This is a genomic window from Salinivibrio kushneri (genome assembly GCF_027286325.1).
GTDB lineage: Bacteria > Pseudomonadota > Gammaproteobacteria > Enterobacterales > Vibrionaceae > Salinivibrio > Salinivibrio kushneri_A.
The window spans coordinates 435,631-457,777 of sequence record NZ_CP114588.1 but is presented as its reverse complement, the minus strand read 5'-3'; the positions used below and the strand labels follow the sequence as shown (position 1 = coordinate 457,777).

20 protein-coding genes and 1 tRNA gene are annotated in these 22,147 nt (G+C 51.6%); 5 read left to right on the top strand and 16 right to left on the bottom strand.

The window, feature by feature from the left end:
* Nucleotides 1–2: 2 nt before the first annotated feature.
* Genes N8M53_RS02260 through N8M53_RS02235 form a run of 6 tightly spaced genes read right to left on the bottom strand, consistent with a single transcriptional unit; the run spans nt 3 to nt 6,152 of the window.
* On the bottom strand, nt 3–2,396 hold the full coding sequence (locus N8M53_RS02260; RefSeq protein ID WP_269579328.1) for a methyl-accepting chemotaxis protein: 2,394 nt from the start codon (nt 2,394–2,396) through the stop codon (nt 3–5).
* Nucleotides 2,397–2,399: 3 nt separating this feature from the next.
* Complete coding sequence (locus N8M53_RS02255) at nt 2,400–2,870, bottom strand: chemotaxis protein CheW (RefSeq protein ID WP_269579327.1); 471 nt, start codon at nt 2,868–2,870, stop codon at nt 2,400–2,402.
* 8 nt (nt 2,871–2,878) lie between these two features.
* On the bottom strand, nt 2,879–3,376 hold the full coding sequence (locus N8M53_RS02250; RefSeq protein WP_269579326.1) for a chemotaxis protein CheW: 498 nt from the start codon (nt 3,374–3,376) through the stop codon (nt 2,879–2,881).
* 9 nt (nt 3,377–3,385) lie between these two features.
* Nucleotides 3,386–5,491, bottom strand: a complete 2,106-nt coding sequence (locus N8M53_RS02245) for a chemotaxis protein CheA (protein WP_269579325.1) — start codon at nt 5,489–5,491, stop codon at nt 3,386–3,388.
* A 21-nt stretch (nt 5,492–5,512) separates the two neighbouring features.
* On the bottom strand, nt 5,513–5,872 hold the full coding sequence (locus N8M53_RS02240; protein ID WP_046074018.1) for a response regulator: 360 nt from the start codon (nt 5,870–5,872) through the stop codon (nt 5,513–5,515).
* A gap of 22 nt (nt 5,873–5,894) precedes the next feature.
* Nucleotides 5,895–6,152 carry an STAS domain-containing protein gene (locus N8M53_RS02235; protein ID WP_269579324.1) on the bottom strand — a complete coding sequence of 86 codons (258 nt, stop codon included), beginning with the start codon at nt 6,150–6,152 and terminating at the stop codon, nt 5,895–5,897.
* A 367-nt stretch (nt 6,153–6,519) separates the two neighbouring features.
* On the opposite strand from N8M53_RS02235, the gene N8M53_RS02230 reads away from it, so the two are divergent.
* The 3 genes from N8M53_RS02230 (at nt 6,520) to N8M53_RS02220 (ending at nt 8,834) form a co-directional block, all read left to right on the top strand.
* Nucleotides 6,520–6,595, top strand: a tRNA-Phe gene (locus tag N8M53_RS02230).
* A 52-nt stretch (nt 6,596–6,647) separates the two neighbouring features.
* Entirely contained in the window at nt 6,648–7,151 is a 504-nt protein-coding gene (locus N8M53_RS02225) for a hypothetical protein (protein ID WP_269579323.1), read from the top strand.
* A 420-nt stretch (nt 7,152–7,571) separates the two neighbouring features.
* Nucleotides 7,572–8,834, top strand: a complete 1,263-nt coding sequence (locus tag N8M53_RS02220; protein ID WP_269579322.1) for an HD-GYP domain-containing protein — start codon at nt 7,572–7,574, stop codon at nt 8,832–8,834.
* Nucleotides 8,835–8,845: 11 nt separating this feature from the next.
* On the opposite strand, the gene panC is transcribed toward N8M53_RS02220, so the two are convergent.
* From panC to thpR, 8 genes are all read right to left on the bottom strand, one after another.
* A complete protein-coding gene (panC, locus tag N8M53_RS02215; RefSeq protein ID WP_269579321.1) occupies nt 8,846–9,739 on the bottom strand; it encodes a pantoate--beta-alanine ligase in 894 nt (297 codons plus the stop codon).
* 11 nt (nt 9,740–9,750) lie between these two features.
* Nucleotides 9,751–10,545 (bottom strand): 3-methyl-2-oxobutanoate hydroxymethyltransferase, encoded by a 795-nt coding sequence (gene panB / locus N8M53_RS02210; protein WP_269579320.1) that lies wholly within the window; start codon nt 10,543–10,545, stop codon nt 9,751–9,753.
* Nucleotides 10,546–10,580: 35 nt separating this feature from the next.
* Complete coding sequence (gene folK / locus N8M53_RS02205) at nt 10,581–11,072, bottom strand: 2-amino-4-hydroxy-6-hydroxymethyldihydropteridine diphosphokinase (protein WP_269579319.1); 492 nt, start codon at nt 11,070–11,072, stop codon at nt 10,581–10,583.
* A complete protein-coding gene (gene pcnB, locus N8M53_RS02200; protein WP_269579963.1) occupies nt 11,069–12,433 on the bottom strand; it encodes a polynucleotide adenylyltransferase PcnB in 1,365 nt (454 codons plus the stop codon). The genes folK and pcnB overlap by 4 nt, the downstream gene beginning before the upstream one ends.
* Before the next feature lie 103 nt (nt 12,434–12,536).
* Nucleotides 12,537–13,421: a tRNA glutamyl-Q(34) synthetase GluQRS gene (gene gluQRS / locus N8M53_RS02195; protein WP_269579318.1), complete on the bottom strand. Its 885-nt coding sequence runs from the start codon at nt 13,419–13,421 to the stop codon at nt 12,537–12,539.
* Nucleotides 13,422–13,608: 187 nt separating this feature from the next.
* Nucleotides 13,609–14,058: an RNA polymerase-binding protein DksA gene (gene dksA / locus N8M53_RS02190; protein ID WP_046074011.1), complete on the bottom strand. Its 450-nt coding sequence runs from the start codon at nt 14,056–14,058 to the stop codon at nt 13,609–13,611.
* A gap of 123 nt (nt 14,059–14,181) precedes the next feature.
* The gene (gene sfsA, locus N8M53_RS02185; protein WP_269579317.1) at nt 14,182–14,904 is read right to left on the bottom strand and encodes a DNA/RNA nuclease SfsA; all 723 of its coding nucleotides are present in this window, start codon (nt 14,902–14,904) and stop codon (nt 14,182–14,184) included.
* Between the two features lie 19 nt (nt 14,905–14,923).
* Entirely contained in the window at nt 14,924–15,475 is a 552-nt protein-coding gene (thpR, locus tag N8M53_RS02180; RefSeq protein ID WP_269579316.1) for an RNA 2',3'-cyclic phosphodiesterase, read from the bottom strand.
* Nucleotides 15,476–15,540: 65 nt separating this feature from the next.
* On the opposite strand from thpR, the gene hrpB reads away from it, so the two are divergent.
* Both hrpB and mrcB read left to right on the top strand, forming a co-directional pair.
* Nucleotides 15,541–17,994 carry an ATP-dependent helicase HrpB gene (hrpB, locus tag N8M53_RS02175; protein WP_269579315.1) on the top strand — a complete coding sequence of 818 codons (2,454 nt, stop codon included), beginning with the start codon at nt 15,541–15,543 and terminating at the stop codon, nt 17,992–17,994.
* 8 nt (nt 17,995–18,002) lie between these two features.
* Entirely contained in the window at nt 18,003–20,342 is a 2,340-nt protein-coding gene (gene mrcB, locus N8M53_RS02170) for a penicillin-binding protein 1B (protein ID WP_269579314.1), read from the top strand.
* A 112-nt stretch (nt 20,343–20,454) separates the two neighbouring features.
* Here the strand turns inward: mrcB and N8M53_RS02165 are convergent, their stop codons facing one another.
* Both N8M53_RS02165 and N8M53_RS02160 read right to left on the bottom strand, forming a co-directional pair.
* The gene (locus N8M53_RS02165) at nt 20,455–21,225 is read right to left on the bottom strand and encodes an ABC transporter permease (protein ID WP_069363391.1); all 771 of its coding nucleotides are present in this window, start codon (nt 21,223–21,225) and stop codon (nt 20,455–20,457) included.
* Nucleotides 21,222–22,145, bottom strand: coding sequence for an ABC transporter ATP-binding protein (locus N8M53_RS02160; RefSeq protein ID WP_269579313.1), 924 nt, complete (start codon nt 22,143–22,145; stop codon nt 21,222–21,224). The genes N8M53_RS02165 and N8M53_RS02160 overlap by 4 nt, the downstream gene beginning before the upstream one ends.
* Nucleotides 22,146–22,147 lie beyond the last annotated feature (2 nt).

Here is a 22,147-nt window from a genome sequence, read left to right as displayed (position 1 = left end):
GATTAAAACTCCTCCCACTCATCACTGACTTCATTGCTCGACGACTTTTGACTGTTCACCGCCTTGAGACGCGCTTTGGCGGCCTCACCATTGCGGTAACTGTCACTGCTCGCTCTAGGCGCTGTCTTAGTCGTGTGAGTCGGGGTAGCCTTGGGTTTCGAGCTCGGGGTTTGAATATCTACGAGCTTGTCAGCGTCAATATCCACTTGGAAGAAGCCAATCAAGTTAATTAACTCCGCGCCCTCTTCTCTCATCGACTGACTCGACGCGGCCGCTTCTTCAACGAGCGCAGCATTTTGTTGCGTCATCTGATCCATACGTGCCACTGAGCGTGTGATTTCATCAATGCCCGTGGCTTGCTCTTGGCTCGCCGCATTAATTTTGTCAATCAGCTGAGACACCTCGGAGACAGAGGCAACAATTTCCTCCAGCATTTCGCCAGATTCGTCCACCAGCTTCGACCCTTGCGTGACTTTCTCGACACTGTCTTTGATCAAGTCTTTGATCTCTTTCGCCGCACCGGCACTGCGTTGCGCCAAGTTACGAACCTCGCCAGCAACAACGGCAAAGCCACGCCCTTGTTCACCCGCACGCGCAGCCTCTACCGCCGCATTCAAAGCGAGCAAGTTGGTTTGGAAAGCAATTTCATCAATCACCCCAATGATGTCAGCGATTTTCTTGCTGGCATCGTTAATTTCAGCCATTGCATCCACGGTCTCTTTGACCACTTCACCGCCTTTGCGCGCTTTTTCGCTGGCTTTACTGGAGAGCGTATTGGCCGATGATGCACTTTCCGCATTCTGCTTCACGGTTGCTGTCATCTGCTCCATACTTGCTGCGGTTTCTTGCAAGTTAGCCGCCTGCTCTTCAGTACGCTCACTCAGATCGTTGTTCCCCTCAGCAATTTCTGCTGAGGCTGACGCCACCCGTGCCGACGAATGCGTGATCTTTTCAACCATGTTACGAACGTTATTAATCGAGGCATTGACCGCTTGGCTAAGATCTTCGAAATCGCCTTTGTAATCTTCCGGCATGGTCGCTTTAAGGTCCCCTTTCGAGACCCCTCGCATCACGCGAATACACTCGTTAAGCGGATCAACGAAACTATCCAGTAGCTGGTTGATACCCTCACCGAGTTTTGCCATCGAACCACGGTACTTGCTGGTATTCATCCGATCGCTTAGATTGCCATCCGCCGCTTTTGCGATAAGACGCTCGACTTGGCGCTGGCCATCCATTTGCTCGGTAATGTCCTCCCATTGCAGCGCAGGGCCAATGTACTCATCGTCATCGTCGTAAAGCGCAATGCAATTGAGCGCAAATTCGAGCTCTCCGACCTTAATTTCCGCTTTAAATGGCATCCGGTCGGGGTTAGCAATCACAGACTGTTGGTGCGCTGGGTTTTTGTGGAATTGGTCAATGCTAGTGCCCACCAGTTTGTCGGCAGAGAAGCCAGGGAAGATCTCGCGCATTTCATCTTCACGGCTATTAAACAATTCGGTCACCGCTGGGTTGAGGTAACGAATAATGCCGTCTTTATCTGCCAGCATCACATTGGTGGTCATTCCCTCGACCACGGCCGCCAATAATGAACGTTCTGACTCTTTCTTACGTCTTTCAGTGACATCACGCCACTCAATCGTGGTGCCTACATGCTTACCGTGACGGTCGTAACTGGCGGTGGCATGAAACTCAAAACGCGCATCTTTAAAGCGAATATCTCGATTGATAGGCATCTTGTCAGAGGATTGGAAGGTTTCACGCTGCAGTTGAGGAAAGAGATAATCAATGTGCTTGCCAAGAATATCGTCACGGCTGGCTACAAAGGCACTGTTTTTAAAACGAAAAGTTTTCTCATGTTGTTTACACAGTTTCACCGCTTGCTCATTCACATGGGTGATTTCGCCCTGTCGTCCCAATAAAACGAATGCACTGTGGGTGTTATCCAACGCGCCTTTAAGGCGTTGGTGCTCTTCGCTTTGATGGGCGCGTGCGGTCACATCACACAGCTCAACACTGTAGCCTTGCCCATCGGCGACTTTACTGGCCGATACGCGAAGTTTACCCGCCCCCAAGTCAACCGTTTGGACCGAAGGTTTGTCATCAATAAGCTGCTGCCACTGTTGGTAATCCACCAAATCCGCCGCCAGTATGCTGCTCATCGGTTTACCAAACAGCACGTCACTTTGCGCGGTGAAATCGACATTGCCGTGCTCGCGAATCGCTGCCTGATAACATTGCAACAGCTGCAGCGCACGTCGATTAATCAGGGTGACTTGCTGCTGACTGTCTAGCATCACAAGTGCAGCAGGCGCGACATTAAGTGCCGCTAACAGCTGCACATTCTGTTTGGTCTGTTGGTTGTCTTGCTGTACTTCCCTTTTAAACCACGCCATATTCTAGTCCTCGTTTGCGCTTTCCGGTTGTGCGCTTTGTTGTAACTGGTCAAAGTCGAACAACTGTTCCAAATTAATCAACACCAAGTGCCTGTCATTCACCGACGCAATCCCTTCCATGTACCACTCATCATGCTGATGAAGTCCCGGAGGGGCTTTAATTTGCTCTTTTTCCAAGTTGTGCACCTCGGCCACCGCATCCACGACGATACCGAGCGACACCCCTTGTTGGTTGCGAACGATAATGATGACGCTCATGGCAGAGAGTGTCGCCGGCGTCATACCAAAGCACTGACGAATATCCATAATGGGGATGTATTCGCCCCGAAGCTCCAACACCCCCAGCATATGCGGCAGCGTGTTGGGGATCCGACGGACTTCCGACCACCCTCTCACCTCTTTCACATCGAGAATATGGACGCCGTATTCTTCATCCTCGAGTAAGAAACTTAAGTATTCTCGCGATTGCGCCATACCCTCACCTATATCCATCGCTCGATACGCAACAACTCATCCACATTCACCAACGACATCACCCGATCGCCGACATTGAGCAGGCCACTGACGTAGGCAATCACTTGAGAGTCACCGATGGGGGGCATAATCTGTCCCTCCCCTTGGTCAACCACATCGGAAACGGCATCGACCACTACGCCCATCACCTTGTTATTGGCTACCTCACTGGCGCGCAAAATCAGCACCACGGTTTCTCGGTGATAATCGACCTGTTTGGCCTGAAAGCGAATACGTAAATCCATCACGGGCACTATCATTCCGCGTAGGTTGATCACGCCCAATATAAAAGTGGGCGAACGCGGGATCAGTGTCGGTGACTCCCATACCCGAATCTCCTCTACCGTTTGGATATCAACGCCATACAGTTCGCCATCCAGTTCGAAACTCAGATAGTCACTGCCTTGCAGTTGCTCTACTCGGTCATCAATATCGAGCACATTGTCTGATTCCATTACCGTCTGCATCGCCTCTCCTTATGCCGCGGCGATATGACCGCTGGCATCGCTGACACGTGCTAAAAACTGCGTGATTAAGCCTTGGATATCTAAAATGAGTGAGACAGAGCCATCCCCCAGAATGGTCGCGCCTGAAATACCAGGCACGCGGGCATAATTTGACTCCAAGCTTTTAATAACCACCTGTTGCTGGCCCAATAACTCATCAAGCAACAAGCCCACTTTTTTATCTCCCGCTTCCACCAGGCATAGCAATTGTTTGTCGAGATCGTCGCCACTGCTGCCCAACCCAAACTCTTCTTTTAAGCGCAAGATAGGAATGTTTTCTTCACGTAACCGATACAACTGCACACCTGATGCGGTCTTTATCTGGCGGCTATCAATTTGTAGGGACTCAATAATAGAAATCAGTGGTACGACATATACTTGCCCCTCTACTTTGACCAGTTGACCGTCTAAGATAGCCAGGGTTAACGGCAAGCTAATTTTGAAAGTGCTGCCTTGCTCTGGTGCAGAGTGCACATCAATGTTGCCGCCGAGCTGTTCAATGTTGCGGCGCACCACATCCATCCCTACGCCACGCCCAGAGACATCAGACACTTGCTCTGCCGTTGAAAAACCTGGGGCAAACAAGAGGTTAAAAACATGTGTATCGGTCAGCTCACTGAGCGGGAGGTCGTCTGAAATCAGCCCCTTATCCAGTGCTTTACGCCAGATCCTTTCTTTGTGTAATCCAGCGCCATCATCACTGACTTCAATCACAATCGATCCGCCCTGGTGGTAGGCATTCAGATGCACAGTCCCTGTCTCAGGCTTGCCTTTTCCCGCACGGACTTCTGGGGTCTCTAAGCCATGATCCACCGCGTTGCGCACCAAATGAACCAGCGGATCGGCAATCCGCTCGAGCACGGTTTTATCTAGCTCGGTGCTCTCCCCCTCAATCACCAGCTCCACCCGTTTCCCCAGTTGCGACGACAAATCTCGAATCAAACGGGGGAAGCGGTTGAAGGCAAAGCTGATGGGTAACATGCGAATATCGAGTACGCTTTCTTGCAACTCTTTAGTATTGAGCATCAGTTGCTCAAGTCCAGATTGCAGTTGCTCCAAACGCTCGGGAGAAAAATCACTGCTCAATTCTGCCAACATCGACTGGGTAATAACCAACTCCCCCACTAAGTTGATTAAGTTATCGACTTTGTCGATTTCAACGCGAATGGAGGAAACACTGGTATCGCTTTTCGCTGGTGGCTTACTGGCTTTTTTCGTAGCCGGCTTGGGATCAGGTGACGATGAGCGAGGGGAGGATTTGTCTTGCGGTTGTGATGATACGGCTTGTTGCTCTACCTCAACCGGTTCAGTATCCGCATCGCTCTCACCTTCAGCGCCGATGGGGCGAATAGTGAGATCGCATTCATCTTCCACCCACTCAAAAATCGCGGTGATTTCTTCTTCTGGGACATGACCATCAACGCGGATGTGCCAACGCAAGTACAGCTGCTCCGGGTCTAACTGTTCAAAGCTTGGCAGGTACGTCTGATCGCACGTTACCTCTGCGCCCCCGGGGAGTGCATGGAGTTCACGCAATATACGTACAGGATCATTGCCAGAAAATAGCATGTCTGGGTGCGGAACAAAGGTAATCGACCATTCTTCATGTCCCGTTGCCGCCGACGCTTGCTGTCCGAGATCTTCTGTATCTGCTTCTGTTAGCTCAGAGGCTGTTGACGCCGCACTATCGCTATCCATAATTGCGTTAAGTGCAGCAGTAACGGCATCTCGCTCGCTTTTGTCGTACTCAGCCTCATTTTCGTAAGCTTCAAGCATCGCGAGGATACAATCACCGCCACGCAATAATACATCTATCGTGTGGCTGTCGAGCTGTCGCTTTCCCTCTCGAGCCTCGTCAAGCAAGGTTTCCATCACATGAGTGAAGTGACTAATATCGTCAAGATTAAAGGTGGCAGCACCACCCTTAATCGAGTGCGCAGCACGGAAAATGGTATTAATGGATTCAAGATCTGTCGCACCCGGATCAAGCGCTAAGAGCTCTCTTTCCAGCACTTCGAGGTTCTCACGACATTCCTCATAAAAGATGCGTCGCAACTGGTCCATATCCATGGCCATATCACCCTCCGTTGATGCGCCTTACAGCACGCGCTTTAGTGTTTTCAGTAAGGTATCTGGGTTGAATGGTTTAACAATCCATCCTGTCGCGCCCGCTGCTTTACCCGCTGATTTTTTCTCAGCGGACGCTTCGGTAGTGAGCATCAATATCGGGGTAAATTTGTACTGCTGTACGCCTCGTACTTGTTTAACAAACTCAAAACCATCCATCACCGGCATGTTGACGTCGGAAATGATGAGATCAAACTTTTTAGACTTTGCTTTTCGCAGTGCATCTGCACCATCATTCGCTGTTTCAACCTGATAACCCGCCTCTTTTAACGTGTGGCTCACCATTTGCCGAATAGATACCGAATCATCCGCTGCTAGTATATTTGCCATCCTTTTACTCCCACTCCGTGTATCAAGTATTTAGCTTTAATAAAGTCGTCATTCCGGCATGTTGCGCCGACATGTGTAGGCAATCTGGAACGTTTTGCCACTGGATGTCATCACACGAAAGTACCAGCCCCAGTAATAATTGAAGCCCTGCACCATCGACCCTGCCCAATTGGCTGGCATCTATCACGCATGACGGATTGTCAGTCTTTTTCGCCTCCCAATCCGCCTTTATTTGCTGTACCTGGGAGATATCGAGAGACTCTCCGAGTTCTATTACCATGACTGAATCGCCCTAAGCTGTTGTCAAAACAAGGCATCTCATTTGCTTGTTGAATAAGTGTAGCAACATTCAATGGAACGACTTGTATTAGTCCTTACTTTTCAGGATGGATTATCGATAGATGGATGATCTATGAAACCAGCAAGGGTAAAAATATCACTAGAAAAACAAAGGGATAACAAAACAACTATTTACCAAATATAAGTAAATCAACATCTTTGCATTCCTTTCTATTCATTCAAAAGAATGAGTAAGATCACAAAAACAAGCAATTTAAAAACGTGGGAATAATACTTATTTCAATGTAATGAAGCAGTTAAATATACTTTGACACGAGCCGGTTAATGCTATTTAATAGGTCGCCTTGGCCCGGATAGCTCAGTCGGTAGAGCAGGGGATTGAAAATCCCCGTGTCGGTGGTTCGATTCCGCCTCCGGGCACCATGTTTACGAAAATCCCTGCTCACACGAGTGGGGATTTTTTTATGCCGACACCGTGTCGGTGACCTTGCAGGCCGCGCTCGATTCCGCCTCCGGGCACCATGTTTACGAAAATCCCTGCTCACACAAGTGGGGATTTTTTTATGCCGACACCGTGTCGGTGACCTTGCAGGCCGCGCTCGATTCCGCCTCCGGGCACCATGTTTACGAAAATCCCTGCTCACACGAGTGGGGATTTTTTTATGCCGACACCGTGTCGGTGACCTTGCAGGCCGCGCTCGATTCCGCCTCCGGGCACCATGTTTACGAAAATCCCTGCTCACACGAGTGGGGATTTTTTTATGCCGACACCGTGTCGGTGACCTTGCAGGCCGCGCTCGATTCCGCCTCCGGGCACCATGTTTACGAAAATCCCTGCTCACACGAGTGGGGATTTTTTTATGCCGACACCGTGTCGGTGACCTTGCAGGCCGCGCTCGATTCCGCCTCCGGGCACCATGTTTACGAAAATCCCTGCTCACACGAGTGGGGATTTTTTATGCCGACACCGTGTCGGTGACCTTGCAGGCCGCGCTCGATTCCGCCTCCGGGCACCATGTTTACGAAAATCCCTGCTCACACGAGTGGGGATTTTTTTATGCCGACACCGTGTCGGTGACCTTGCAGGCCGCGCTCGATTCCGCCTCCGGGCACCATGTTTACGAAAATCCCTGCTCACACGAGTGGGGATTTTTTTATGCCGACACCGTGTCGGTGACCTTGCAGGCCGCACCTTGCAGGCCGCACCTCTACAAACATGGTGCGGCAACTTGCCGCGACAGCGAACATATTCCGCCCTCTAACACTTTTTGCTACGCTTTAAGTGGGCTTCCGTTCAGTGCTATAGCGATTAGGCTTTTTACTCAGTAGCGCCTATTTATGGTAATCTGTCGGGGTTTCATTCTTGTCTTTTACCTCATGGATCGAGTGTCATTAACGCATGTCAGCCAATAGCATCAAACTTTCAACAGAGCGACTTCAAGCCGGTCTTTACATAAAACTCCCGCTAAAGTGGCGCGATCATCCGTTTATGCTTAATCGTTTTCAAATAGAAAGTGAGGGACAAGCGAAGGTAATACGATCACTCCCGATAAGCTTTGTCTACTACTACCCTGATAAGAGTACGGCGGCTCCCTTACCTGCACTGGCAGAAAAAAAAGAGAACCCAGATGAAGTCGACCCGAATGCGGTCAGCCGCGAAAAAGAGGCGATGGAGCAGGAGAAACAGCAACGGATAGAGGAGCAACGCCGCTTTCGAATCCGCATCCAAAAAGTGCAAAAACACTATCAGCGCTCAATGGCTCAATTGCGCGCCATCAATATGAAAGCCGCAAACCGCCCTCAGGCAGCGAATGAGGATGTCCGCATGCTCGTCGATAGTATGATGGTCTTTGGTAGCGAGTCGAATGTCACCCTGCATCTGATGGACGATCCGAGCCTAGCAGAAGACATGTATGCACACTCACTGAATGTGGCCGTTCTCGCGTTAATGTTGGCACGCAGCAACGGGTACGACAATGACCAGCTTCGCTCGCTGATCACCGGCGCGGTGTTGCATGATATCGGGACAAAGAAGGTGCCGTCGGCCATCGTGCGAAAAAAGGAGCGACTGACGGAGCCGGAGATGAATTACTACCGTCAACATGTTAATTATGGGACGGAGCTGGTATCAGAAATGAACGAGTGTACCCCTGAGGTAGAAACCATCATTGCCCAACACCACGAGTTTGCTAACGGCAGTGGTTTCCCCAAAGGCTTATTAGGCGATGACATCGACGAAGCGGCACAAATTGTCAGTATGGTGAACTTTTTTGACCGCTTATGTCGCCCTCAGTTTGGCGCGCCAGCACGGATGCCTTTTGCTGCCTTATCCCATCTTTTTAAAGACAATAAAGCCAAATTCAACCCACGTCTGCTGGCATTATTTGTCAAGATGATGGGCGTGTATCCGCCGGGGACGGTGGTGAAGCTGTCGAATGACGATGTCGGCATTATTATTTCGGTAAACAGCTCTGCACTGCTTAAACCCAATGTGATGATTTATGATCCGGATATTCCTTCCGATCAAGCCACCATCATTGACATGCGCGAGAGTGAGCTAGAGATAGACACGGCTGTGCCTATCTCTAAATTGCCAGACGCGGTGAAAGAGTACCTGAAGCCGCGCACCCGAATTGCCTACTTTATGGACGCAGACGGCTAAGCGACGACGCATTAGTCGCCACTGGGATCAGCTTTGTCCGCTTTCTCGACGGCTCGATGCAACTCCACCATCAGGTTATCAATAAGGCGTGTATTGCCAAGGTAGGCAGCGACCAAAATGACGGCTTGCCGGCTGTCTTCAGTCACGTGCGCAAGAGAAGTAGCATCACGAATATAGAATTCGTCAGGTTGTAATCCCGCTGCACGCAGTTGATCATGGGCATCTTCAATTAGATCATCAAGATCACGACGCCCATTACGCATTTGTGCACTCATCCAGCGCATGGTTTTTGCCAGTACTGGCGCACGTTGACGCTCATCGACGGTTAGGTTGTTATTACGAGAGCTCATTGCCAAACCATCGCTTTCACGCACGGTAGGTACACCAATAACCTCAATCGGCATGGCCATATCTGCCACCAATTTGCGGATCACCGCCAATTGCTGAAAGTCTTTTTCGCCAAAACAGGCCACCGTGGGCTGCACCAAATTAAAGAGTTTGCTCACCACGGTGGCGACACCACGAAAATGGCCGGGGCGGGAGGCGCCTTCTAACATGGTAGAGAGCCTTGGCACCTCGACCGTGGTGTGTGCATCCAGCCCATGTGGATATAGCGTATCGGCCGTGGGTGTAAACACCAGGTCTACGCCCTCTTCACGCAACTTGGCCAGATCATCGTCCAAGGTACGCGGGTAGTTGGCTAAATCGTCCGCGCGATCAAATTGCATCGGATTGACAAAAATACTCACCACCACCACATCGCCTTGCTCGCGGGCTTTACGCACCAAGGTTAAGTGCCCCTGATGGAGATTCCCCATGGTCGGCACAAAGGCGATGCGCTTAGCTGCTTTTTGCCACTGACCAACTTGGTCGCGCAGTGGCGCCACCTCAGAAATTACCTGCATACTCGGTCTCTCTATTTAAACGTGTGGGCGGAACCGGGAAATTCGCCACTCGCCACTTCTTGCACATACTTAGCCACCGCAGCGCGCGCATCACCGGTCTCTGCCAAGTAGTTTTTCGAGAACTTAGGCATGTAGTTTGCCGATACACCGAGCATATCATGCATGACCAAAATTTGACCATCAGTGTCACCGCCGGCACCAATGCCAATCACCGGCACAGACACCGTATCGGTAATACGTTTAGCCAGTGAGGCGGGAACGCATTCAAGTAAGATAATCTGTGCACCGGCCTTCTCTAGCGCGACCGCATCGGCCACCATTTGCTCGGCTTTCTCTTCCTCACGGCCTTGTACTTTAAAGCCACCAAAGATATTCACCGATTGCGGGGTGAGGCCCAAATGCGCACAAACCGGCACGGCGCGCTCAGTCAGCATTTTCACCGCATCAACCAGCCATGACCCGCCCTCGATTTTGACCATATTAGCGCCCGCTTTGATCAACTCCGCGGCATTGGCACAGGCTTGCTCAGGGGTGGCACAGCTCATAAATGGCATATCGGCCATCAATAAACTATTTGGACTCCCCGCTCGGACACAACGGGTGTGATACGCCAGCTCGTCAACCGATACTGACAAGGTATCGCTTTTGCCTTGCAACACCATGCCTAACGAATCGCCAACTAATAAAACAGGTACATCCTGCTGCTCAAATAATTGAGCAAAGCTCGCATCATAGGCAGTCAAGGACGCAAATTTCTGCCCTTGCTGCTTCCAAGTGATCAGATCGGTAATTGTGATTTTTTTCATTGTGTCTCCCAAAGCCTGAAACTGGGGCCCACCGATTAAGCGTGCTCGCTGATACGGGTTAAACCATTGCGATCAACGCGCGTCAGGCACGCGGCGAGAGTGCTGCCATCTGGCAAGCACAAGTCGGGGGCGATGTCGGCAAGTGGATAAAGCACGAACTCACGCACTTTCATGCCATAATGTGGCACCGTCAGTCGCGGCTCGTCGATGACGCGATTGCCATAGAGTAGAATATCAAGGTCCAAGGTTCTCGGTCCCCAACGCTCTGCTTTGCGTTCCCTGCCATAATCAAGCTCAATGGCTTGTGTTGCGTCTAATAGTGTCAGAGGGTCAAGCTGAGTGTCCAGCGCCGCGACGGCATTAACATAATCGGGCTGATCAGTCGGCCCCATGGGTTTGCTGGTATAAAGGGCTGATGCTGCCACAAAGCGACTCTGCGGCAGTGTCTTTAACGCAGCAATCGCCTGCTTAGCTTTTTCGACAGGCTCACCGAGGTTGCTGCCAATGGCGATATATACCCGATTCATGCGTCTGAATTTGACTGCGGTTTACGCCGACGTGGCGGCCCCTTACGCCGGCGAGACTTGGGTTTACGCGTATTATGAACTTTATTGATCGCACGCACCATTTTTTGGCGGCCACTTTGATCCGCACGCTGAAAGTCTCGCCACCACGCACACAGCGCTTCGGTCTCTTCACCTTCGACCGCACCGCGCATCTCAAGCAAATCAAATGCCGCACGGAATTTTTTCTCGTCCAGCGTTTTAAACGCACGCGCACCAGTGCGACGAGTCATACGCATTTGCAATTGCCATACTTCACGTATCATGGCGGTGAAGCGCCGTGGAATGGCGATGGTCTTCACTTGCTCATCCACAATATCACTGGCGGCCACCATGAAGGCATCGTAGTAGCTCAAACCACTCTCGAATGCCATTTCTTCCGCCCGTGTCACCAAGGGATACCAAAGCATGGCGGCAAATAAGAAAGCCGGATTAATGCGCTGTTCGTTGGCCACCCGCTTATCGGTTGAGCGTAATACCTGCTCTAGCATTTGCTCTGTTTGACTGGTTTGTGTCTCGGTAAAGTGCGCTGACACCGCTGGGAAGAGTTGCTGAAATAAATTGGACTCGCGCAACATTTGATACGTCGCGAACCCTTGACCGGACTGCAACAACTTCAAGCTTTCTTCAAACATTCGAGCGGCTGGGATATCTTGCAATAACGGTGCAAGCTCGACAATGGGCGCTGCTGTCGCGTTGTTAATCGTCATATCGAGCTTAACCGCAAAGCGCACTGCGCGTAGCATCCGTACTGGATCTTCACGGTAGCGCGTTTCAGGATCACCGATCAGGCGGATGACGCGGTTGTTGAGATCATCAAGACCACCAGCGTAATCCCGAATAGAAAAGTCGGCGATATTGTAATACAGCCCGTTCACCGTAAAATCACGGCGCTGCGCGTCTTCATCGATGGTGCCATATACATTGTCACGCAATAGCATCCCATCTTCTGAGCGAGCAGTTTGCTTATCTTTTTCGCCTTTGCCGTGGTGGCCTCGGAACGTGGCGACCTCAATCACATCGCGCCCAAATAAGATATGGGCGAGACGAAAGCGTCGGCCTATGAGTCGACAGTTACGAAACAGCTTTTTGACTTCATCCGGCGTTGCGTCTGTCGCAATATCAAAGTCTTTGGGTTCACGCCCCAACAAAAGGTCTCGCACACCGCCACCAACGAGGTACGCTTCAAAGCCCGCTTTGTGCAGGCGATAAAGCACTTTCAGCGCATTTTCGCTGATACCTTTTCGCGAAATGCCATGTGCTTTGCGGGGGATAACTTCCAACTTAAGATCCTCAATTGCGCGTGTTTTACTATCACGATTCAGAACCTTACGGCAAAAGCTGGTCACTCGATTAAAGATAGCTCACCTCGTATTTAATTGTTCGGGCCATGAAACAGCGGCATATAATATATCAGGGTGGGCCATTTTAGAATGCTGTCGTCACTTCCGTTTTTCTCGGTATCTGTGCCAACGACCAACGCTTAACCGCCAGGTCTAATAATTGGGTGGGCGTAGCCACCTCAGTGTCGGCCACTGCATGCAAACCAAGAAACGTCATCGCTGCGCGTAAAGCAGGAAGCGGCGCTTGGTTATCAATGGCAGGAGCCCGGTTTTGCTTAGAAAGCTTGTGTCCCTCTGCATTGACAGCCAGAGGAAGATGTAAATAACGCGGCGCGGGTTGGCCGAGTTGTTGGTACAACGCAATATGGCGCCCTGTCGGCATAATCAAATCCGCCCCACGCACAATATCGGTCACGCCTTGGTCGATATCATCCAATACCACCGCCAGATTGTATGCATATAAGCCATCACGCCGCTTAATAATAAAGTCTTCGTTGGCCAGGTGCGCATCCAGGTGGAGCGTGCCGTGCAATCGGTCATTGAAGGCTAACACCTCCATGGGGCTTTTTAGCCTCACCGCGGCCCCGTCAGGGCCTTTGTCTTTATCGCGGCACCACCCTGGGTAGACGCCGCCCGCCTCTTTGATTTGCCGACGCGTACAGGTGCAATAATACGCTTGTCCCGATGCAAGCCAAGCCTCTATTTGTGCTTGATAATCAGAAAGGTGCTGGCTTTGATAACGCACCTCTCCGTCCCACTCAAAACCAAACGCCTCCAGCGTGCGCAAAATGTCATTGGCTGCTCCCGGTTGCTCCCGAGGCGGATCGATATCTTCAATCCGTACCAGCCACTGCCCATGGTGTGCACGCGCATCTAAATACGAGCCAAGTGCCGCCACCAATGAGCCAAAGTGCAGCGGGCCCGACGGGGAAGGGGCAAAACGGCCAATATAAGCGGTCTGAGAAGTCATGATAAGCGCATATACAGTAGGTGCAACGCCTGCAGCGAGTGTGAATAGCGCAAATTGTACGGGGATCTTGCGCTAACACAAGCACCCAAAAATACAAAAAGGGAGCCGAAGCTCCCTTTTATCTGTCTGATTTTCTCTCTGCTAACCACGGCTAGAGATCGATGAGTGCAAATATAACGGGCAAGCGTTAGCCAGCCATTTGCTTTTCTTTTAGCTCAGCCAGTGTTTTACAGTCAATACACAACTCTGCTGTTGGGCGAGCTTCTAAGCGGCGCACCCCAATTTCGATACCACACGAGTCGCAAAAGCCGAAGTCATCATCTTCGATACGCTGCAATGTCTTATCGATCTTCTTAATCAGCTTGCGCTCGCGATCGCGATTACGCAGCTCTAGGTTGAATTCCTCTTCCTGTGCTGCACGATCGACAGGATCGGGGAAATTAGCCGCCTCATCTTTCATATGATTCATGGTGCGGTCGACTTCTTCCCTGAGCTGATTACGCCACGCATTGAGGATTTTACGGAAATGCTCAAGCTGAGCCTCTCCCATATACTCCTCTCCAGGTTTCTCCTGGTATGGCTCTAATCCGGCAATGGCCAGGATGCCCAGCGATTTCTTTTCTTTGCTTTCTGGCATTCAGCTTCTCCTAAAAAACCTTGACATGACCCGTGTCTGTCAAATGAGGGCGCTATCTATAGCAGAAAGCCTTTAGGGTGGCAATCTTTGATTTACGCCGCGCAACGCCCAATGTGAACATGCTTACACTTTTGCGTTATGACTAACAAAAGGTACGGAATTAACCAGATTTAGCTCACTCGGCGACATCTGAGCCTGATAGCAGAGCACTTCTACCCCTGACGCCAGCGCCTGATTTAATAACTGGTTATAATCCGGGTCGATATGGGGGGCGCCTGTGACTTTTTCAATCCCTGAGTGCAAAACAACGAATAATAAAACCGCACGATGTCCTTGCTCTGCCATCGCCATCAGCTCACGCAGGTGCTTTTGCCCACGTGTCGAGACGGCGTCCGGAAACGCACCCCAGCCGTCTTCTCCCAATAATGTGACACTCTTTACTTCTATATAGCAGTCAGGTTTGTCATCGTCACGTAATAGTAGGTCTATGCGGCTGTTTTCACTGCCATAGCGTACTTCCGTCTGTAATTGTCGATACCCCACTAGTTCAGGGATACGATTCGCCTGCACCGCTTCAACCGCCAAGGTGTTGGCGCGCGCCGTGTTAACACAAATCCAGTGTCCCTGCTGGGTATAATTGAGCTCCCAACTATGCGGGTATTTACGCTTGGTATTATCGGAGGTGGAATACCAAACGGTATCTCCTGGCGTCGCACAACCGGTCATCGCCCCTGTATTGGCACAATGCATGGTCAGCGACTCGCCATTAGCCAGCGTGACATCGGTTAAAAAACGTTTATAGCGGCGTACTAAAGTTGCCGACGCTAGCGGTGGGGAAAATTGCATCTGCCGTTCCTGCTGATGATTAACAAAGGCTGAATTGATGTAGGCATTGGTATAACGCCCGCCCCTCATTATCTCTGGGTATCGATTCATCCGACGCGGAGGAGGGCGAAGCATATAACCCAAATTGTTGACAGGCAAATGTCTGGGCAGGAAGCGTCGGTAAGTCCAGTGCATTGTCATCTTTGACACCACGACGCAAGGTAATATGCGGGGTAAACGCATGACTGTCCGCTTTAGCGGGCCAAACGGATAAGGTTTGTAAATGATTGGCCAGCTCAAACAATGCCGACGGTGGTTGGTTGAACGTTACACACGCAATCTTCGGCTGTTCCCATATTTCAACACCAGAGGTAGTGAGAGAAAACGCAGGCAGATCCAGGTTACTTGCCGCAGCTTGGAGCGCGGGGAGCTTGGTATCAGGGACCTCCCCCAAAAACGCCAAGGTGAGATGTAAGTTCTGATCGGGCACCGCGCGCCCCACTCCAAAAAGGTGATGGTTGTAACGCACGAGGCGATCCCGAGCGGCCTGATTGGCTTTCTCGTCCAAACCTAATGCGAAAAATAGTCGCATGGGCTCTCCTTTTACGCTCAGTCCGTTAAAATAGTCACTTTGATTCTGACACAAAGGGTAAACTCTTGTCGCAGCTTCCCATTGATGCCGTGATACCTGACCTGATAGACGGGCTCACGACCCATCCGCAGATCCTCTTATCCGCACCACCAGGAGCCGGTAAGTCGACGCGCTTACCCCTTGCGTTACTTGAGCAAGCATCACTGCAGGGAAAAGTCGTGCTACTGGAACCCCGTCGGCTCGCCGCTCGCAATATTGCCCACTTCCTCGCCCATCACCTGGGTGAACCTATTGGCCAAACCATAGGTTTACGCATGCGTGGGGAGACAAAAGTCAGTGCTAAAACGCGTGTAGAGGTGGTCACTGAGGGGGTGCTGACACGTTTGCTACAAACGGATCCCATGCTTGATGGCGTGAGTGTGATCATGTTCGATGAGTTTCACGAACGCAGTCTGCATGCCGATCTCGCGCTCGCCTTGAGCCTAGACTGCCAAGCTGGCTTGCGAGATGACCTACGCCTGGTGATCATGTCCGCGACATTAGATAACCACGCCCTGCGTCAGCATTTACCCGATGCCTTACCCCTCACCACCGAAGGACGTAGTTTTCCGATTCATTATCATTACCATCCGATTTCACGGCATTCACAATGGGCGCATGCGGTGGCCAGCGCAAGCCTCGATTTTATCGCTCAACACGCGGGATCAGCGCTACTCTTTCTCCCCGGTGTGAGCACGATAAAACAGGTTTATGCCGCCCTAGAAGGACGCCTGCCTGATGACATGGATTTGCATCGTCTCCACGGCAGCCTTGACGTCTCAGCACAACACGCTGCGATCGCACCTCCCTCTCCTGGAAGGCGTAAGTTAGTGCTCACAACCAACATTGCTGAAACCAGTTTAACCATCGAAGGGATCCGGTTAGTGATCGATGCGGGACTTGAGAGGATGGTTATCCATCAAGCTCAAACGGGTATCGATAAGCTAGTAACACGGCAGATCACGCGCAGTGCCGCCATTCAACGAGCAGGCCGCGCCGGCCGCCTTGAGGAAGGACAGTGCCTGCGCCTATATAGCGAAGAGCAGTTTCAACGCTTACCTGCCGCTCCCGCTGCCCCGATTTTGCGGGAAGATTTAACCGATCTTGCGCTTAATGTGATCCAATGGGGCTGTGATGTGAAGGATTTACATTGGCTTGACACGCCCCCTACCCAACACTGGCAAGCCGCGTGTCTGCGACTGACACAATTGGGGCTGATTGATACGCGCCACGCGTTAACGGCCTTGGGGCAACGGGCAAGTCAGTTAGCTGCCACTCCCCGCGCTGCCGCGATGCTAGCCCGTATTGAAAGGTCGCAGGCTTCGGTGTTATCCACGGCGTGTTGGCTTGCCGCTTGGGCCGACAAACCGATGACATCAGGCGTATCACTGGCGCTGGTTGACCAATTACAGGCGGTCATGTCTCACAAAGACTATCAAGACCGCGCCCAGTCACTAGCACGGGCACTTGGGATAACGTTACAACGCCCACTCGATGAAGCCATATTGCCACTGCTGGCAGCGAACATTTGGCCAGATAGAATCGCATTGAGACGGGGAAAAGCGGGGCGCTTTATGATGGCCAATGGTCACGGTGTGACGCTCGATAGTCAAGACGCACTCAGTCGCACCGAGGCAATCGTGGTTTGTGATGTGATGGCCGGTGCTCAACACGACAGCCGCGCCTTCAGTGCCATCGCGCTATCACTGGACACGCTACAACAGATGCGCCCCGACTTATTACGTCAACATGAGGTTGTGGAATGGGATGACCACCGCGGCATGCTAAAAGCAGAAAAACAGCAACGCCTCGGCGAATTAGTACTTTGCCGTGAGCCACTTAATACACTCAGTGCTGAGCAGCAGGCGCAAGGATTATTAGACGCCGTGCGCCAAAAAGGCATTAATGCATTGAATTGGCAAAGCGGCAGCCAGTCCTTGCTCACCCGCGCCCGCTGCGCGCAAGCCTGGGGACTGGATATCATGCTACCGCCACTGAGTGACGACGACTTATTGGCATCCCTCGATACCTGGCTGGCGCCTTTTATCCATGGCATGTCACGTTGGCAAGCCCTGCAGCAGTTGGATCTCAAGCCTGTGCTGGAAGCTTGGTTCGGCTTTGCTGTCACCCAACAATTGAACGCGGCGCTGCCCACACATATTACCGTCCCAACCGGCTCGCGTTATCCACTGCGCTATACGCCAGAAAGTGCGCCCGTTTTAGCGGTCAAAATGCAGGAGATGTACGGACAGGCTCAGACACTCACCCTGGCTAACGGCAAGGTGGCGGTGCAAGTGGAGCTACTCTCCCCCGCTGGACGTCCGCTACAAATCACCCAAGATCTGGCGGGGTTTTGGCAAGGCAGTTACAAAGAGGTGCAAAAAGAAATGAAAGGGCGCTACCCTAAGCACCTTTGGCCTGATGATCCGGCCAACCATGTGCCAACCCGAAAAACCAAGCGCCATTTTAATCAGAGTTAAGCTATTGTATGGCAGAGAAAAAAACACGTTCACGCGCGAGCAACAAAAAACGTTCATCACCCAAGCGCCAGCCCAAGAAGGCGCCGACTAAGCCAAGTTGGGGAAAACGCCTGTTAGGCTTGGGGCTAAAGTGCAGCCTCGTCGGTATTGCCGCCGTGGTTATTTTAGGTATTTACCTGGATGGAAAAATCCAAGACAAATTCAGCGGCCAGATTTGGCAGCTTCCTGGGGTCGTTTATGGCCGAGTGATCAATCTGTCTCCTGGCAGTGACTTTTCCCTCTCACAGTTACGCCAGCAACTGGATGCGCTTAATTATCAGAAGGTACGCACCCCAAAACGCCCTGGCGAATACTCGGCGTCAAGCACACGGCTTGAGATCATTCGTCGCCCATTTGATTTTGAAGATGGCCCCGCGCCAGCGCGTCATGCCATGCTAAGCTTTGCTGACGGGCAAGTGGGTAAAATCACCGAGGTAAGCAGCCAGCAGCCGCTAGGATTACTGCGTATCGAGCCCAAGCTACTGGGTATGATGGAGTCCGGTATTCGTGAGCAACGCTTATTCTTGCCACGAGAGCGTTTTCCTGAGTTTTTAGTTGAAGCCTTAATTACCACGGAAGACAGAGACTTCTATCATCACGAAGGTGTTTCTCCTACCGGTATTTTGCGCGCCTTGGTTGCCAATATTCGCGCAGGGCGCACCGTACAAGGTGGCTCGACGCTTACCCAACAGTTGGCTAAGAACTTGTTTCTCACGCGTGATCGCACCTTGTGGCGTAAGGTACAAGAAGCCTACATGGCACTGATCCTGGATTTTCGCTATAGCAAAGATAAAATCCTTGAAGCCTACCTTAACGAAGTTTACCTCGGCCAAAACCGTGGTGAGCCCGTGCACGGCTTTCCCTTAGGGGCACGTTTGTATTTTGGCCGTCCTATTAGTGAGCTACGGGTCGATCAACTCGCATTGCTGGTTGGCATGGTAAAAGGGCCGTCCTATTACAACCCCTTCCGCCACCCTGAGCGCGCGAAAACACGACGCGATCTGGTGTTGCGCTTGATGCTCGAGCAAAATCTGCTCACCAGCGCCAATTATGATGCCGCCGCCAGTCGCCCGCTCGATATTCAAGCCGCCCCGACGCTCTCGCGTCCTCAGCCCGCCTACTTTGATCAACTCAAAGAGGAGATCCGCCAGAATGTCGGCGATAAATACGCCGCAGGCGAAGGGCTACGTATATTTACCACGCTCGACCCTGTCTCACAGCAAGCGATTGAAGGCGCAGTAGTCGATAAGGTCAAAGCACTTAAAAGCCGAGCAGGTAACAAGCTTGAAGCGGCAGCAGTGATTGCCGACCGCCGCAGCGGTGAAGTCCGTGCCATGGTCGGCGGCGCGCGCCCAGGCTTTGCAGGTTTTAATCGCGCATTAAACGCCAAACGCCCCATCGGCTCGCTCTCAAAGCCGGCGGTGTATCTGACTGCATTGAGCCAGCCCGAACGCTTCCAGCTGACCAGCAAGATTGATGATAAACCTATTCGCCTCGAGGGCAGCCAAGGCAGTAGCTGGCAACCGCGTAACTACGATCGTCAATATCGTGGCCGTGTTTCCTTACTCACCGCCCTTGCCAAGTCCTACAACGTGCCGACGGTGAATCTTGGCATGCAGCTGGGGTTAGATGAAGTGATCAATACCTTCGGCAAACTGGGCGCCAATACCGATAGTATCCCCGAAGTACCGTCATTGCTCCTCGGCGCATTTAGCATGAGCCCGTTCGATGTCACTCAGGTCTATCAAACCCTCGGCAGCGGAGGGCAACGTGCCCCTTTAACCGCCTTACGCGCGGTCACCACCAAAGAGGGGCAAAGCCTCTATCAAAACTGGCCAAAAGCGGAGCGTGTTGTGCCTCAGCAAGCGGGCTGGCTGACGTTGTACGCGATGAAACAGGTGGTTCAGCAGGGGACGGGACGCTACTTGACGCGTCGCCATGGCAATGTGGCACTCGCGGGGAAAACCGGTACCACAGATGATAACCGTGATAGTTGGTTTGTCGGTATCGATGATAAAGAAGTGACCACGGTGTGGCTTGGCCGCGACGATAACCAATCAACCGGGCTTACCGGTGCGTCGGGGGCATTGCGTGTCTATGATGATTACCTCAGTCGCCGAGGCGCCAGTGCGCTGACGTTATCATGGCCGGCTAACGTCACCACAGTCGCCGTGACTCAGCAAGGCAGTCAATACCAACTAAATTGTCGTGGTGAAATATCGCTGCCGGTTTGGGATATTGATGGGCAGTTTGCCAAGCGCTGTGGTCAGTCAGATCCGGTCGGGTGGCTGAAAGGTCTATTTGACTAAGCGTCAGCACACCATCAGGCGTCATCGTTCAAGCTCGCAATAAAAAGCCCCGGCCATCATGGCCGGGGCTTTTTATCCGATATCAACTCGGATTATTGGTACTGTTAGGTCGTTAACTACGCAAGCCTGTTCCTTTGGAAATCAAACCCCACGCCAAGGCATACAGCCCGATGATGAACAGCATCAGCACCCCAAACGATGTCATGATGCCGACATCTGACACGCCAAGAAAGCCGTATCGAAACGCGTTTACCATGTACACAATGGGATTGAGCTTAGATACCCCCTGCCAAAACTCAGGCAGCAGGGAGAGCGAATAGAATACCCCACCGAGGTAAGTTAATGGCGTCAAGATAAAGGTAGGGATAAGACTAATATCGTCAAAGGTTTTGGCGAAGATAGCATTAATCAGTCCACCCAGGGCAAACACCGCCGAGGTCAACACTACGGTGGTAATCACAATCAACGGATGCGCTATCTGCAAGTCGACGAAAAACAGGGAGGTCATGGTCACCAACGCCCCCACCGCTAACCCACGACACATCCCGCCACCGATATAACCGGCAATGATCACGTAGTTAGGGATCGGTGCTACCAAAAGCTCTTCAATATTATGCTGAAATTTGGCACTAAAAAACGAAGAGGCCACGTTGGAGTAAGAGTTGGTGATCACCGACATCATGATAAGCCCCGGCACGATATACTCCATGTAGGAGAAGCCTTCCATCTGGCCAATCCGCGAGCCAATCAGATTACCGAAAATGATAAAATAGAGGCTCATGGTAATCGCTGGCGGAACCAAGGTTTGCACCCAAATACGGGTAAAGCGCGCCACTTCTTTATGAATCAAGGTTCGAAAGGCCACCCAATACAAAGCATTCATGCACGCTCCTCCCCATTTTGCTGAATTAAGGTGACAAATAGCTCCTCAAGGCGATTTGCCTTATTGCGCATCGACAGCACCTGCACGCCTTGTTGCGACAACTGATCAAAGACAGGGGTCAACCCGACTGACTTATTCACTTCAACTTCTAGGGTATTAGTATCGGTTTTCTGCCAGTTAACACCGTTTAAGGTGCTCAGCTTATGCCCGGGTTGTAAATCTAGGATAAACGTCTCTGCATCCAGCTTCGCCAGCAAGGCTTTCATGGAGGTATCTTCTACCAGCTCTCCTCGATTGATGATGCCGATGTTGCGACACAAGGTTTCGGCTTCTTCAAGGTAATGAGTGGTGAGAATAATGGTGATCCCTTGCCGGTTAATCTCGGTGAGAAAGTCCCACATTGAACGACGTAGCTCAATGTCGACACCAGCGGTTGGCTCGTCCAAGATCAACAGACGAGGCTCATGCATCAACGCACGGGCGATCATTAAGCGACGCTTCATGCCTCCCGACAAATTACGGGCAGGCTCATGGCGCTTGTCCCATAAATCGAGCTGCGAGAGGTATTTTTTCGCGCGTAATTTGGCTTGGTCGCGGGGCACACCATAGTAACCCGCTTGGTTCACCACGATCTGCTCCACTTTCTCAAACTGGTTAAAGTTAAACTCTTGTGGCACCAGCCCGATTTGTTTTTTGGCTTCCACCTTTTGGGTATCGAGATCGTAGCCAAAAATACTCACCTGCCCCTGGGTTTTATTCACCAGTGAGCTCAAAATGCCAATGGTGGTGGATTTACCCGCCCCATTTGGCCCCAATAGCGCATAAAAATCGCCCTCCTCGACAGAGAGCGATACCCCTTTTAGCGCCTTAACACTGGTCCCATAGGTTTTGACCAGGTCTTTGATGTCGATGGCTTTCATAA